6 protein-coding genes are annotated in these 16,563 nt (G+C 54.2%); all 6 read left to right on the top strand.

What is annotated here, in order from left to right:
* Positions 1 to 32 precede the first annotated feature (32 nt).
* The 6 genes from B7G66_RS04640 to B7G66_RS04615 all read left to right on the top strand — a co-directional run bounded on the left by B7G66_RS04640 (position 33) and on the right by B7G66_RS04615 (position 16,149).
* Positions 33 to 2,684 carry a M1 family metallopeptidase gene (locus B7G66_RS04640; RefSeq protein ID WP_040511946.1) on the top strand — a complete coding sequence of 884 codons (2,652 nt, stop codon included), beginning with the start codon at positions 33 to 35 and terminating at the stop codon, positions 2,682 to 2,684.
* A 227-nt stretch (positions 2,685 to 2,911) separates the two neighbouring features.
* On the top strand, positions 2,912 to 5,779 hold the full coding sequence (locus tag B7G66_RS04635; RefSeq protein WP_003619986.1) for a TonB-dependent receptor: 2,868 nt from the start codon (positions 2,912 to 2,914) through the stop codon (positions 5,777 to 5,779).
* A gap of 879 nt (positions 5,780 to 6,658) precedes the next feature.
* The gene (locus tag B7G66_RS04630; RefSeq protein ID WP_003619980.1) at positions 6,659 to 9,145 is read left to right on the top strand and encodes a TonB-dependent receptor domain-containing protein; all 2,487 of its coding nucleotides are present in this window, start codon (positions 6,659 to 6,661) and stop codon (positions 9,143 to 9,145) included.
* Between the two features lie 452 nt (positions 9,146 to 9,597).
* On the top strand, positions 9,598 to 11,688 hold the full coding sequence (locus B7G66_RS04625; RefSeq protein WP_048858876.1) for a M13 family metallopeptidase: 2,091 nt from the start codon (positions 9,598 to 9,600) through the stop codon (positions 11,686 to 11,688).
* A 325-nt stretch (positions 11,689 to 12,013) separates the two neighbouring features.
* A complete protein-coding gene (locus tag B7G66_RS04620; RefSeq protein WP_003619978.1) occupies positions 12,014 to 13,936 on the top strand; it encodes a M61 family metallopeptidase in 1,923 nt (640 codons plus the stop codon).
* Positions 13,933 to 16,149, top strand: coding sequence for a S9 family peptidase (locus B7G66_RS04615; RefSeq protein ID WP_141312774.1), 2,217 nt, complete (start codon positions 13,933 to 13,935; stop codon positions 16,147 to 16,149). Before B7G66_RS04620 ends, B7G66_RS04615 begins: the two co-directional genes overlap by 4 nt.
* Positions 16,150 to 16,563: the final 414 nt, after the last annotated feature.

Genomic DNA, 16,563 nt, shown 5'->3' with positions numbered 1-16,563 from the left:
ACGAAGGTTCAGGCAGGTTTTCAGGGCCACGTATGCGGCCCATGCTGGCACTTCCCGTGCTGGCGCTGCTTGCAGGGGGTGCCGCCCACGCCGCACCAATAGCAGCAGGCCATGCATCGTCGCCCGAACTGACGCCGGGGGGATTGCCCACGACTGTTGTGCCCGCAGCCTATCGTATCAGTGTCGATACCGATATGAAGGCCCTCGTACTGAGTGGTCATGAAGATATCGACCTGACGGTAACACAGCCGGTGGGGCAGATCATATTGAATCAGGCGGGCCTGAAGCTTGAGTCCGCAAGCGTTGATGGCACCGCCCTGCGGATTTCACAAGACGAGGCCGCCCAGACCGCGACGTTGAGCGTCCCTGTCCCGGGGCAGCTTCCGGCGGGGCGGCATGTGCTGTCGATCCGCTATACCGGGCCGATCCCCCAGACCCCTAATGGTATCTATTATGACGATTACCGTGATCCGAAGGGGCGGAAAAAGCGGATGCTGGTGACGCAGTTCGAAGTCGCCGATGCCCGTCGCATGTTCCCAAGCTGGGACGAGCCGGGCCTGAAGGCGACCTATCAACTGAGCGTGCGTGTGCCGCGCGCCTATACCGCTGTCAGTAACATGCCGGTCACCTCGGTCACAAAGGCGGCAGGAAGGACGAAATACGTCAATTTTGCCACCACGCCACGTATGTCCAGCTATCTCCTTGCCGTGGTGGCTGGCGACCTTGGTGCGGTGCATGGCAAGGCGGGTGACACACCCATCAATGTTTATGCCCCCAGCGGGGAGCAGAAGAACGGTGAATACGCGCTTGGCGCGGCAACCGACATCTTGCCTTACTATAACCAGTATTTTGGCGTTCCCTATCCCCTGCCCAAGCTGGACCTGCTGGCCATTCCCGGCAATTACGAAGCGGGGGCCATGGAAAACTGGGGGGCGATGACGTTCATTGACGACGCTGTCCTGTTTGACCCAAGCCGTAGTTCCCCCGAAACCCGTGAATGGGTGTACCTGGTGGTCGCACATGAAATGGCGCACCAGTGGTCAGGCGACCTTGTGACCATGGGATGGTGGAATGACATCTGGTTGAACGAGGGTTTTGCCTCGTGGATGGAAACCAAGGCCACCAATCATTTCAATCCGGGATGGGAAATCTGGCCGCGCCAGCATTCCGATCGCGAAGCGGCGATGGCGCTGGATGCACAATCCACCACCCACCCCATCCAGCAGACCATCCATGACGTAAGCGAGGCCAGCAGCGCGTTTGATCGGATCAGCTACCAAAAGGGTGAGCAGGTGATCCGCATGGTCGAAAACTGGCTGGGCGAGGACCGTTTCCGTGATGGCATGCGCGATTACATGAAGGCCCATGCCTATGGCAATGCGACCAGCGATGACCTGTGGGCCGCGCTGTCGCATGCCTCGGGTCAGGATATCGGCGCGGTTGCGCGTAGCTTTGTCGAGCAGCCAGGAATCCCGCAGGTCAATGTTGCCCGCCGGTGTGTGGCGGGTGAAACTGTCCTGACGCTGACACAGGGCCGCTTTACCATCCATGATCCCCATGCAGCCGCGCTGAAGTGGAAGGTGCCGGTCATTGCGGGAACCGCTGGTGGCGATGTCCACAAGATCCTGCTGGGCAAGGCCCCATCCACCCTGCGTATTGCGGGATGTGACCATGCGATCAAGATCAACCTTGGTGAAAATGGGTATTACCGTACCCGCTATGACGCGGCATCCCTTGCGCTCCTGCAAAAGGAGTTTGCTTCCTTCGGGCCGGCGGACCGTGCCAATATCCTGGGTGACGAGTTTGCGATGTTCCAGTCCGGGCAGGCATCGTTAAAGGATTACCTGTCACTGGTCGCCAACCTTCCGGCCACCCAGGAAGCTGATATCGCCGTCTGGCAGGATACAATTTCGCATCTGCAGGCCCTTGATGTCATGATGACGGGAACGCCGGCGCAGGGACGGTTCCACGATTTTGCCCGTTCCATCCTTCAAGGACAGATGCAGCGCCTTGGCTGGGATGTGCGTGCGGATGAACCCTTTACCGATACCCTGCTGCGTCCCAAGGTGATCGACGCATTGGGCCAGTTCGGGGATCGCGCAATCATTATCGAGGCGCAGGGACGTTTTGAAAAATACCTGAAATCCTCTAAATCCCTGCCCGCCAGCCTGATTGATCCCGTTGCCACGATCGCAGGGCGTGAAGCGGATGGCAAAACATATGACCAGATCGAAAATGTCATCCGCAAGGCACCGGATACAGAACAGAAGCTGCGTTTCTTTGGCGCGCTGGCTGCATCACATGACACGGCGTTGACACGACGTACGGTTGCCTTCGCCTATAGCGGGAGCATTCCCAACGGACGTATCGTAAGGTCGCTGGCGGTTGTCGCACGTGAAAGCGGACATCCTGACGAAGTCTGGAATATTGTTCTGGAAAACCAGGATGACATCAGGAAACTTCTGGCGCCATGGTCGCAGGAAAAACTGTTGCCCGCAGTTGCGGGAGAAACGGTGAATCCCGATATCGCCAAAGCATTGTTGAGTAATCCGTCCAGCACGTCTTCGCGTGGCAGCCTGATTTCGGCGCGACAGGCAGCAGACAAGATCCTGTCCAATGCGGAGATTTATGCACGTGCGCGGACGCAACTGACTGAATGGATGCAGGAGAAGAACATTAAATAAAAACAAATATAAACTTAAATAATTGCACTACATTGTGTTGTCTTTTGGCAACTAAAAGTAGTTAATGTTATAGTTTTATATATTTGTATTGAACGCAGATGTTTCCGCCTTTGTAATGACATTACCGATAGTTCATGAATCGGCTCATCACAAAGGGGAACTCTATGAGGAAAATAAATATTCCCCTGCTGCATTGCACGTTAATGCAGCAGGGAGAACCTGCCTCTTTGAACAAAAGCAGCATCGGCGCCTATCGGGTCCTGCACCCGTCAGCCACGATGGCCGTCGCCCTGATGGCGACGACATGCGCCGGGCTTTACAGTAATGCTGTCCGCGCGCAGGACAGTGCGACGGCGGTTTCGGCGTCGGCATCAGGGGGCACGTCGCATGGGCATCATGCCCAATCCGCCACCTCCACGACGCCTGCCCGGACCGTACCGCAGGCAGAGGCAACGCCGGTTGCCACCACACCGACGGCTGCCGCACCTGCACAGGGTGCGGGCACGACCGTGGCCAGCCCGAAAAGCAAGATGGAGGAAATCTATGTCCGGGCGCAGCGCCGCCTGCTGCGTGAAAAGGATTCCCCAAGTGCGGCGACCGTTCTGGGCGAAGATCATATCCGCCAGGCTGGTATCACGGGCAGTATCGTTTCCATCCTGCGCGATGCCCCATCGGTCAATGTCTATTCACAGGGGATCGGTAATAATGAACCGGTCATGTCCATCCGTGGCGCACGTGGGTCAGAGGTTGCTTCCACCCTTGATGGCGTGCCGATGCAGGATCTTCTGAACGGGGGATCGGGTGGCTACCTCAACAGCATCATCGGCGGGCGGTTCAATCTTGATCAGATCAGTGGCGTGACGATCATGCCCGGTGTCGCCTACCCTGCCTCCACGACGTTTGGCACGATTGGTGGCACCATTGATTATCACAGCCTGCGTCCGGCGCAAAAAAGGCAGATTGATATTTTCGGCTCTCTTGGAAGTTATGGCACCTATAACGAGGGCTTCCAGTTCGATAGCGGCAAACTCAATGGCTGGATGGGTGAAGGGATCAATGCCCCGCGCCTGATGATCAAATATTCCAACATGCAGACACGTGGGTATATTGACCATACCCCCGCGCGTTACAACAACATGGAATTTGCTTTTGACAAGCCATATGACGATGGCATGTCGTTGTTCCAGTTAACGGCCCTGTATAATACCGGATCAGGGAAATTCGTGGCAGAGCCATTGCCCATCGCCTATCTGAATGAATATGGGAAATATGCGAATTATGACCCAAGTCAGGCATTCAGTTCGGAAAACAACGATTATTTTACCCTGATCCTGAAAAACGATAAATATATCAATGATTATATTACAGCGGGCGTAACAGGTTTTTACGAATTTTCTGATTCGACCATGGAAAGCTATGCCAATCCCGCAGCTTTTGCGCCTAATGGGGGTAGTGGTGCCTATGACCCGCCCGGCACAAGCATCTTTGCCCAGAACCCGGCAGGTTTTGGTGAGCAGGGATTGTATGGGTATGGGAACCTCTTTTATGATCCTCAGGTCTATACCTATGACGGGGCATCACGTTTTCCCGCCGGTTCCGCCGCCTGTCCCAGCAGTGTCGCAAATATGTGGAGTGCCGCCGGACAGGCCAGCCCGTGCGGATATAATGCGCAGCTTTCGTATACCCGCACCGATACCTACGGCATCCGTCCACGCCTGACGATTACGCCCCCGACAGTGTGGGGCATACAGCAGACCATCAAGGTAGGCGCATTGATTGCAAAGGAAACCGGCAACAGTTCCCCGACATATGCATGGGGCACATCAAATATTCCCCGTACCTCATCAAACCTGATCAGTGGGTATGACGGGGGACCGCAGCGTGTCATGTACCAGGGTTATTTCCAGGATAAAATTGACCTGTTCAAGAACACCCTTCATATCACCCCCGGTTTTGTGGTCGAAGGAACCCAGTCCAGCCTGACGGGCAGCAAGATCTATGGCGGGACAGTGCCAGCCGGCCTTGCATCTAGCGCATATTGCCAACAATACGGATGTGGCACGGGTGCCTATAGCGCCCATAAATGGGATCGTGAATGGCTGCCGTTCATTAACGTGACATATGACCTTGATAAGGTCCTGCCTGCGGCCAAGGGCCTGTCATTGTATGGAAGTTGGGGGAATTCCGCCCTGTATGCCCCGACATCGGATTTTTCGCCCGAAGTCATGGGAAGTGTGCCCAACGCCTCCATCGTTCATATGGCGGAAGGTGGTATCAAGTATAACCGCTCTAACCTGACTGTCTCCATTGATTATTTCTATCAGAAGATTGATCGGGACTTTGGCATGTTCAATTATCAGTCTGGTCCCGATGCAGGCATGTCAATTTATACCAACGCAGGACAGCGTGCCATGAAGGGCGAGGAAATGTCGGTGGTCTATCAGGTCACGCCGCAGATCCAGCTCTTTGGCAATTTCTCTCACCTCAGCGATCATTATAAGGCGACGGCGCTGGAATCCATCTCGGTTCAGGAAGATCAGTTCGGTATTGCGACGAACGGCTCCCCTGTGACCGGTGTACCACAATGGCTGTCGACGATCGGCATTGATTACAACAAACGCAGCATGTTCCGTCACGGCGACGATTTCAATGTACGCTTTCAGGGACAGTATACCGGGCATCAATATACAAGCTATGACCTGACGGGCAGCGAGAATGTCGGCCCGATTCCTGGTATCGGCAGCTATGGAAGCTATGCCTATTATAATGCCACGGCGGGTTCCACGACGTATGACCCACATGGCGGCATCGCGCCTTATATGATCTTCTCGCTTGATCTCAATTACGAAATGCCCCTGAAGAATGCCGGACCACTCAAGTCCCTGAACTTCGACGTGAATGTCTATAACCTGTTCAATACGTTCTACTGGCAGTACAAATATCGCCAGATTTCCCCTTCTTCATGCGGGAATTTCACCAGCGGTCCGTTCGCCGGACAGGCGGTGAGCAATTATGGCTGCTCCAAGCAGTTCAGTGACGGTCTTCCCGGCCAGCCTGCCAGCGTGACCTTCAGCGTTCGTGCGCGTTTTGGCTGATATCTGGATGGTTGTGACTCTGGCAATCACGTGAAAATTGGCGGGGTGCATCGCGCGGCTGGTTCGTGGCGATGCACCTTTTGCCTCTACTCTTATTGTTATGACAACAGACGGTGAAGCAAAACCTATTCAATATGGTATGTAATCTCAATTAACATCATCAAAAAAAGAATGAATGACAGGATGCTGGCAAAGAGGTTCGTGCATAGGTTTGCAAGATCATTATCTTTGGAATGTACATTCCATATTTTATATTTCGAAAAATATGATATTTTATCGTGAATGTTATTCTGCCGGTTTTGGCTAGGGCTTTTTGGATACAGCAAGCCCTAAAATGAATGTTTTATGTATTTTTTATGACATAAGCATGATGAGTCTGTGGAAAAATATTGTGATAACAGAATGATATCGATCTGTATCTGATGGGATATATTTTGGGCCATTGAATTTATATTTCTGTCTGGATTCAATAAAAGATATAATCAAAAACAACCTTTGATTTTTTTTGAAATATATGAAAAAAATGAATAAGTGAAATGTTAATGACTCGCATTTTCATATGTGGGAAACTTAAAAAAATCCATATGTGAACTTTTGCGTCGGCATGACCATGTGTTGCTTTTTGACCACAAAGCGCGCACGGGTGGTGTGCTGTCTTTTTTCGGCGTTGAATAATCCCTCTTCTGACACTGTAATGATTTTCATCTGAAAAACAGGCTGTGGCGGTCGGCAGGTCCGATTTTATGGGGGAAGCAATGAGCGAAATGTTCCGTACTTTTTCCTCATGCCGCGGCGTGAATATCAACAATATGACGGTGCAGGATCATTGCATGATCCGATACGGCACCGCGTCATGGCTGTGATTGGAAAAAGTCCTCTATGCCAAATATCGTGAGGCGGGAAAAAAATCGTCTGGCTCGTCGGCCCTTGCTGGCAGGGTCTGCGTTTGTGTGGCTGCTGTCGGTCGGTTCTACGGCCGTGGCCGCGACGCAGGGAGGGGCGACCACCCCTTCCAGCACGACTGCCCATCGTCTTCACCGGACGAATGCCCCGCAGGCTGCCAGTACGCATGCTGGCCGCGTGTCCCCTGCCCGTGCGCAGGCCACCGCACGCAGTACTGCCGTGCCGCATTCGGCGCCTGAAACCCTGCAGGTCAGTGTCGGTCGTGTGCATTCCCACGGTGCGGTTCAGGCCGTAACGCGTGAGCAGATGGATCATTTCGTTGAGGGCACAAGCCCCAACCAGATCCTTGCGCTGACCACGCCCGGCGTTAATTTCGCATCGGATGATGCTTTCGGTCTCGATACGGTGGCGAACACCCTGTATGTCCGTGGCTTCAACCAGACGCAGCTTGGTGAAACGCTTGACGGCATCCCGATGGGCGGTCAGGGATTCCATAACTGGAACGGCCTTAGTGTCGATCAGATGGAAATCCAGGAAGACGTCGCGGGCATGACCGTGTCGCAGGGTGCCGGCGCGCTCGATACGCCGTCTGCGCAGACCCTGGGCGGGGCGCTGACCTATACGACGTCCGATCCTTCGCTGAAGGCTGGTGGACGTGTCGGTCAGACCTTCGGCAGCTATAATGCATTCCGCACGTTCGGGCGCGTCGACAGTGGTGTCCTGAATTCGACGGGCACCCGGTTCTATGCGGCTTATGCGCGCACGGACCAGGATATGTGGAAAGGTTTTGGCGACCAGCAGGAACAGCAGGCTAATTTCAAGCTGGTCCAGCCGGTGGGTGATCGCGGCAAGATCACGGCGATTTTCGATTATTCGAACTTTGCCCAGTACAACTACATGGGGCTGACGAAGAACATATGGCAGAAGATGGGGCGCAACGCGACCTACCTGAAGCCCAACTATGCCCTGTCGAAGCAATATGCCGGTTACGCGCAGAATGGCGGCGTTCCCTCCAATCTTGAAGGGATACTGTCGAATGACGAAATTGGCGATTACGCCTATGACGGTACACAGACGCAGCGTAACTATCTGTCCGCCATTACAGGCGAATTCCAGATTTTCCCGAACGTAACGTCCAAGACCATTGCCTATGCGCATGTCTCCAGCGGCGATTACAGCGGCAGCAACCCATTCCTGGTCTCCCCGACCTCGGGTGTGCCGATGGCGCTGGAAACCGGGCATCCTGATGTGCAGCGTATCGGCTTCACACAGAATTTCTCGATCCATACGCATGGCAATGATATCCAGACCGGGATCTGGTATGAAAATGATGCCTTCAACTATCCCATGCGCATGTATGAGGATGGTGTGGATGCAGCCCACAATTCCAAGAGCGATTTCAAGGCATCGCAGGCGGCGACGTGGTATTCTGATTCCTTCAACACCAATACGTTCCAGTTCTATCTGCAGGACACCTATCATATCATTCCGGGTATGACGGTCAGTGCGGGCTTCAAATCCATGCTGCAGGATACGCATGGTGGCACGAAGCTTGATAATTCTGCCAAATATTCCAACTGGGGCACGTATTACAGCCATCCTGCCGATGGCAGCATGACGGCGGCCGATGCATTCCTGCCGCATTTCAATTTCGATTATCACTTCCAGCGTCATCATGAAGTGTATTTCGATATTGCCGAGAACATGCGCGCCTATGACTATGGTCAGCAGAGCAGCTCCGGCACCGTGTGGGGCGGTCTTGGTAGCGCGGCTAATTCGGCACAGAGCGTGTTCAATTCCAACAAGAATACATTGCGTCCGGAACGGACCTGGAATTACGTCGTGGGGTATCGCTATAACTCCAAGATGCTGACGGCAAGTGCTGATTTCTATCACACCGACTACTATAACCGTCTGGCGACAGTGACGTCGGGTTCGACCGGCAACACATATGGTGCCGTGGCGAACGTGGGTCGTGAAACGATGAACGGCGCGGATGTGATGGCGGCCATCCGTCCGGTTCATGGACTGGAGATTTCCAACAGCTTCAGCTGGAATAATGCAGTTTATGAAGGCAGCATTCCCGATGGCGGCAGCATGCTGAGCCTGAAGGGCAAGCATCAGGTCTATTACCCGAAGTTCATGTATAAGGCGAACCTGACCTATACGTGGCATCGGGCGATGTTCAACTTCAATGCGACCTATACCAGCCGTCGCGCCATGACCTATACGAACGACCAGTACATTCCGTCTTACTGGACGTCGAACCTGAATGGCAGCTACAACTTTGGCAAGGTCGGTTTTGCGCAGAATATCAAGACGACCTTTGGTATTACCAACCTGTTCAACAAGAACTACATTGGTGGTGTGTATGGCGCCGCGAGTGTGAGTGGCGACGACAACGCCAACCTGTACGTGGCTGCGCCGCGTATGTTCTTCGGTTCGGTTTCCGCACAGTTCTGATTGGCGGTTTCGATGTCAGGGCGCGATCCGGTAACGGGTCGCGCCTTTTTTATTGTGGAAAGGAGGCGGTATGAACATGATAATTTAATGAAAATATTTGTTTTTTAGTGTTTTTATTTTTAAATAATATTAAAATCAACAAGAGTAAATTTAAAAACAATAAAATTCCATGAATATTTCTTGTAATATTTAAAAATATATCCTTTGGGTGGATCTGTAGCCTTAAAATTTAAAAATATGGTTACACCAGCTTTGCATACATTTCTGAAAAATTGGTGATACGGATATGTTGTGCCCTGCCCCGTATCCTGATGCGGGGACCGTCATATTGTCACATCTGTGTTTTCTGATGTGAACTTCATGTTTCTTATACGCGTGGATATATTGTCGTGATTCCATTTTGAGGTCAAAATGGAGATGCTTACTCATGCTCTCGAAACGGGGAATACATAATGGCAGGTATGACAGGACGGGCAATGCGCGCCGGACTTTTGGGGGCCACGTTACTGGCGACCTGTGGTGCAGGCATTTCGCATGCCACCCCGGCCGCACAGGGGGCGGGCAGCGTGGTGAGTGACAATTTCGGACGGTGGGGATTTGACCTCGCCGGACGTGATACTTCAGCCCTGCCGGGAAACGATTTTTTTGAATATGCGGATGGTACGGCGGTACGCAATATCGTCATCCCACCTGACATGACATCATATGGCCCGTTCAATGCCCTGGCCGAACTGTCACGGACGCGCGTCAGGAGCATTCTGGAGGAACTGTCCGCCCATCCGGTCGAAGATCCCCAGACAATCGAGCAGAAGCTTGGCACTTTTTATGCCACGTTCCTTGACGAAAAAAATATAGAGAACCGTGGCATTCGTCCCCTGTCCGATGATCTTTCGAAAATTCGTGCACTGCGCACGATCACCGATTTTGCCACCCTGTCGGGAACTGCTCAGGATGGTTTCCAGTTCACTCCGTTTGCCCTGGGCATTCAGCCAGATGCCCGTACGCCCACGAAATATGCCCTGACACTGGATCAGGCAGGGCTGGGTATGCCGGATCGTGATTATTACCTGAAGCCCGAAATGCAGGCGAAAAAAGACGCCTATCAGGTATATATTGCACAGATGCTCGCCCTGATCCGCTGGCCTGACGCGCGTGGTGCCGCGGGCGCGATCGTAGCGCTTGAAACGGCTCTGGCACAGGCGCACTGGGCGCGTCAGGATATGCGTGATCCAGATCGGATTTATAATCCGATGTCGCTTGCCATGTTGCAGGAAAAAGCTCCCGGATTTGACTGGTCATCCTATCTGAAGGCGGCCCGCATTCCTGATGCCGTGGCCCAGTCGGGGCATATCATTGTGGGCGAACCGTCCGCCATCACGACAGAGGCGCAGATCCTTGCCCGGACAGACATGACGACGCTGCGTGCGTGGCTGGCGTTCCATCTTGTGGACAATGCGGCGCAGGTTCTGCCGCATAATTTTGTCAATGCATCGTTCAATTTTCATGGCAAGACCCTGTCAGGGCAGCCGCAACTGACCGCACGGTGGAAACGGGCGGGACATGCAACAGGCGAAGCCATGGGCATGGCGTTGGGCAAGGTCTATGTCAGCCGGTATTTCCCCGCCCCCTATCGTGACAAGATGGTGGGCCTGACGCAGGAACTGAAGGCGGCGTTTCGCATTCGCCTGAAACATAATGCGTGGATGGGCAAGGCGACGCGTAAGGCTGCCATCCGCAAGCTGGACAGTTCTGCGATCCAGATCGGCTATCCCAACAAATGGCGCGACTATACGGGGCTGGTTGTTCATGGCGGCGATGCATATGGCAATTCGGCGCGCGGTGTCGCGTTTGAATGGTCTTACTGGTTGGCCCACCTTGGGCAGCCTGTTGACCGTGACGAATGGGATATGACGCCACAGACCGTTAATGCCTATAATAATCCGGTTTTTAACGAGGTTGTCTTTCCCGCCGCCATTCTTCAGCCGCCATTTTTCAACCCTTCGGCGGATATGGCCATCAATTACGGGGCGATCGGTGGGGTGATCGGTCATGAAATGACCCATTCCTTTGACGATGAAGGTCGTAAATTCGACGAAAAGGGGCAGTTGCGCGATTGGTGGACCAAAAAAGACGAAGAACGCTTCAATCAACTTTCGGCGCGCTTTGGGGCGCAGTATGATGCGTTCGAGGTTCTGCCTGGCGTACACCTGAATGGTAAGTTGACGATGGGTGAAAACATAGCAGACCTTGGCGGCCTGACTCTGGCGCTTGATGCCTATCATGCCTCGTTGAAGGGAAAGAAAGCCCCGGTCATTGATGGCATGACCGGGGATCAGCGTGTTTTCCTGGGATGGGCGCAGGTCTGGCGTGAAAAGCTGCGTGATGACACGATCCGCCAGCGCGTGATTACCGATCCGCATTCTCCCCCGCGTGCCCGCGTCAATGTACCGATGCACAATATCGATGCATGGTACAAGGCCTGGAACGTACAGCCGGGACAGTCTCTGTATATTAGCCCAGAATCACGTGTAAAAATCTGGTGATTTTTTCAAATGGGACTATCAGGATTTCTGGTGCCGGCTTTGGTGGCCTTTGAAAAAATGTTCTGGACGGCATGATGCCCCGATATGGAAGTTTCCGGGAAACTGTTTTTAAAAAGTCATGCGGAATATGGCTTTCTTTAAATATAGTATGAAACAGGAACTTCTACTTTCATCGGAATGTTGCTTCAGGTCCGTTCGTCCACAAAGGGCCTGAAAGGCCAGGATTTCGTATCGGGATATGACCGGTACACTATGTTTGTATGGAGTATGCGTTTTGCGTTCTATCCTGTTTGCAGGCTTGTCAGGACTTGCTGTTTTTGTCGCGATGAATGCGAACGCGCGGGGGGCTGATGCGCCTGTGCCGCAGCCGCGTCCCCTGCCCGCGCCGATACCGGCGGCACGGGATGCGCACATGCCTGGGACCATTGCGCTAAAGGTCGATGGGACAGACCTTGCGCGTCATATCTATACCGTTCACGAAACGCTTCCTGTTGCGCCAGAACTGTCGGCCCACGGGGGGGATTTCATTGTCAGGTATCCGATGTGGGTACCGGGAGACCATGCGCCAACCGGTTCGATCACGCAGTTTGGCGGCCTGTCGGTGCGTGCCGGTAGCCAGAATATCGCATGGGTCCGTGATACGGTGGATATCAGTGCCTTTCATATCCCCATCCCTGCGGGCACAACCACGGTGACACTGGATTTTCAGATCCTGACCCCTGTATCCCCCGATGTGGGACGCGTGGTGATGACGCCCGACATGCTTAATGTGCAATGGAATGCCGTAACCCTCTATCCCGCAGGATATTTTACGCGTGGCATTACCGTATCGCCAACGCTGGTGTTGCCGCATGGGTGGCAGTATGGAACGGCGCTGCGTGCCCGTACGGGGGCTGTGTCGGGCGACAGTGTCACATTCCAGGATACTTCGTTTGACCGACTTGTGGATTCTCCGGTCTTTGCCGGGCGTTATTTCCGGCGTTTCGACCTGACGCCGCCACATGGCGTTCCGGTTTCACTTGATGTCGTAGCCGACCGGCCAGAAGAACTTGCGGCGACGGATGCGCAGGTTCAGGTGCATCGTAACCTGGTCGTACAGGCGAATGCAGTCTTTGGTTCCCATCATTATGAACATTATGATTTCCTGCTTGCCCTGACCGAAGAACTTGGCCGCATAGGTCTGGAACATCATCAGTCCAGCGAGAATAGTGGACCGCGCGGCTATTTCACAAAATGGGACAAGACCTTTCCCGTCCGTGACCTGCTTGCGCATGAATTCACCCATTCCTGGAATGGAAAATTCCGTCGGCCGGATGACCTGTGGGCTGCGGATTTCAATACTCCCCAACGCGGGGCCCTGCTGTGGATCTATGAAGGGCAGACACAATATTGGGGTTATGTCCTGGCCGCACGCAGTGGTTTGATGACACCGCAGCAGGTGCTGGATGCGATCGCGATGGTGGCCGCGACCTATGACGGGCGCGCGGGGCGTTTGTGGCGTCCCCTGGTGGATACGACCAACGATCCCGTCATCGCACGACGCACGCCCCTTTCCTGGCGTAGCTGGCAGCGGAGCGAGGATTACTATTCCGAAGGGCAGTTGTTGTGGTTGGAGGTGGATACGCTATTGCGTGACCTGTCGCACGGGCAGCATTCCTTGGATGATGTTGCGCGTCGGTTCTTTGGTGTTGATGATGGCAGCATCGTGACCCACCCCTATCGGCGTGAGGACATGATTGCCGCACTGAATGCAGTCCAGCCTTATGACTGGGCCAAATTTCTGCATGACCGTGTGGATGTTGTAACCCGCCATGCCCCGCTTGAAGGACTGGCACGGGGTGGGTATCGCCTGACTTATGCGACGGAACCCACCGCATACCAGTCCGCGCGCGAAGCCTTGTTGAAGATGCATGATTACAGCTTCTCCCTTGGCTTCTCCCTTAACCAGAAGGGAAAACTTCTGAATGTCGAATGGAACAGTCCCGCCTGGCAGGCTGGGCTGACGATGGACGAGGAAATCGTGGCTGTTAACGGCTTTGCCTTCGACGCGGATACCCTGTCCGATGCCATCACAGCGGCAACCGCGACCGGTGCCCCCCCCATTCGTCTGCTGGTTCGTGCCGGGGATCGTTATGCGACGGTTGACGTTCCCTATCACGCGGGGTTGCGTTACCCGCGTCTGGAACGGGTCGCCAATACGCCCGATATGCTCGCTGATATCCTTCGTCCCCGGGTAATTGCACCATGAAGGTGATGAACAGATGGCGGTTGATGGGCGGTGTGCTGATGCTTGCCGCCTGGCAGGGCTACGGTCGGGCCGATACGTTGCAATGTTTTGCCGAAAGTGCGGCGACACAGGGCTATACGCTTGGCATTGCACGTAATGCGATGCTGACCCCCGATGGTCGTGGGGTTATGTTCCTGCGCAGCGGCGCGCAGGATACGGCCCAGCAGCTATGGTATCGTGACATTGCTTCAGGACGCGATGTGGCATTGACGCATGTTGCGGTCGCGAACGAGCATCTTTCGGTTGAGGAAAAAGCCCGGCGGGAGCGGGCGCGCCTGACGATGACGGGTGTGACCGCTTTTGAAATGGCCGATGGTGGGACGATGGCCATTGCCAGCCAGGCGGGGCATCTGCTGCGGGTCAACCTGACCAATCAGGAGGTAACATCGTTGCCGGGGGATGACTGGGGTGCGCCACGCCTTTCCCCCGACGGACGTCATGTCGCGGTTATAAAGGATAATGATGTCCACGTCATCGCGCTTGAAACAGGCAAGGTGCATCGCGTCACCCGCGGGGGCACGGCGGACCTGACCCATGGCGTTGCGGAATTCGCGGCGGCCGAAGAACTGGATCGTCATGAAGGCATGTGGTGGTCGCCTGATAGCCGTTTCCTTGTCTATGAAGAAGCAGACCTGTCCGGTGTGGAAAAACACTACATCGCCGATCCGGAAAATCCGGCGACACCGCCGGTGGCCTTTCGTTATCCCAAGGCAGGCACGCCCAATGCAAAAGTACGTCTTGGCATCATAAGGCGTACTGGTGGCCATACACGCTGGATACGTTGGGATCAGGAGCGTTATCCGTATGTCGTGCGCGTGGTCTGGTCAAAGGAAACCGGGCATCTGTCGATGGTGGTGATGGACCGTGCGCAGGACGAGGAACATGTACTCGACGTCGATCCCCGCACGGGCCAGACAAAGGAACTGTTGTCCGAGCATGATGCTGCATGGGTGAATATCGCCCCTACGGCACGGACGACGGGCCTTCCCCTCCCCTATTGGATGCATGATGGGCAGCATTTTCTGTGGGCATCGGAACGTAGTGGTCGCTGGCAGTTGGAGATGCGGCACGCGGATGGGTCCATGGATCATGTTGTGACGCCATCGGCGTTGCCATTTGCTTCACTTGATGATGTGGATGCGACACGCCATACGATCACCTTTACCGCGACACCGGATCGCATGGGAACCGCAGTGTACCGTGCGGATCTTGCGACGGGGGCTGTCACGCCATTGGCGACGGCGGCTGGGTTGCATCAGGTGAATTTTACAGCCGGTCACCATGACGGCTTCATCGACCGTTTCAATGCGGCGGACGGCAGCCTGAGTGTGCTGCTGCGTGGGCGTGATGGGGAGGTTACAGGTGTATTGCCTGACGTCGCGCATCCCGCGCCTGTGTTCAACATGCAGTTCCTGACAATTGGCACGCGGGATTATGACGCCATGGTCATCCGGCCGGTTAATTTTCGCCATGGGCAGCGCCTGCCGGTTATCCTGTCGGTTTATGCCGGGCCGGGATATAAGGAAGTACTGCGCGCACCGCGCCTGCATGCGGAAAACCAGTGTCTTGCCAATCAGGGATTTATCGTTGTCAGCCTTGATGGGCGCGGGACGCCCGGTCGTGACCGTGACTGGGAACGGGCCATACATAATGACCTGATTGATGCCCCTCTTGACGATCAGGTTGCGGGTGTGACCGCCTTGGGCAAGGCATTTCCTGAAATGGATATGAAGCGTGTCGGGGTTTATGGCTGGTCGTTTGGCGGATATTTCACGGCCATGGCGGTCATGCGTCATCCCGAACTGTTCCATGCAGGCGTGGCGGGGGCACCACCTGTTGATTTTTCAGATTATGACACTGCCTATACCGAACGTTATCTTGGGCTGCCGGATCAGGATGTATCTGGATACCGTATCAGCAATGTGCTGACATACGCATCCGGCCTGTCACGTCCCCTGCTGCTGATACATGGGGTGACGGATGATAATGTCTATTTCATCAATACGCTGAAGCTGACACGGGCATTGGTGACTGCTGGGTGTCCCTATGACCTGATGCTGTTGCCGGGGACGCATATGCTATCTGATCCGACGCTGCGTTCGCATGTTGCGATCGCACGCATGCGGTATCTGAAAGACAATCTTGCCCCCCTGCATCCGATGTCAGGAAAGTAGGAGGTCTGTCCCGGCATGCCGGGACGATTTCTGAGGGGCAACTTATTTGTCAGGAATAAAAGTTTTTTGGCGTCGCTTTGTTTTTCAAAAGTGACGTCTTACAAAAGGTTTTGGGAAACGTTTATTTGAGTGGGTTATTCTATCTAAATTTCACATAATTCTCTGAGAGTCTGACCGAACATAAATTTATTTCAGTTACTTTAAGAGGTGCTGATATTCACAGTGAAAACCAGATAGGTTCTTTTGGTTTCTCAATCGCAGTTTATGGTCATGAGGTTGGAGACAATTTGCCCTCCAGCCTCATAAGATTTGATCCCAACGAAGTGTTGTTTTCTGCCAAAAACCACTCAAACCGCTTTTTGAGTCAGGCCCTAGAGCGCACTGCGAATAGCTTGAATCATAGGATTCCCAAAG

This window comes from Novacetimonas hansenii JCM 7643 (assembly GCF_000964405.1).
In the GTDB taxonomy this organism is placed as follows: Bacteria; Pseudomonadota; Alphaproteobacteria; order Acetobacterales; family Acetobacteraceae; genus Novacetimonas; species Novacetimonas hansenii.
The sequence above is the reverse complement of the archived record's forward strand: the minus strand, read 5'-3'. Positions and strand labels throughout refer to the sequence as shown.

Bases quoted from the DNA above. Each gene is read 5' to 3' on its own strand.
- B7G66_RS04640 (WP_040511946.1), top strand. From the start codon at position 33: ATGCGGCCCATGCTGGCACTTCCCGTGCTGGCGCTGCTTGCAGGGGGT.
- B7G66_RS04615 (WP_141312774.1), top strand. From the start codon at position 13,933: ATGAAGGTGATGAACAGATGGCGGTTGATGGGCGGTGTGCTGATGCTT.
- B7G66_RS04630 (WP_003619980.1), top strand. From the start codon at position 6,659: ATGCCAAATATCGTGAGGCGGGAAAAAAATCGTCTGGCTCGTCGGCCC.
- B7G66_RS04620 (WP_003619978.1), top strand. From the start codon at position 12,014: ATGAATGCGAACGCGCGGGGGGCTGATGCGCCTGTGCCGCAGCCGCGT.
- B7G66_RS04625 (WP_048858876.1), top strand. From the start codon at position 9,598: ATGGCAGGTATGACAGGACGGGCAATGCGCGCCGGACTTTTGGGGGCC.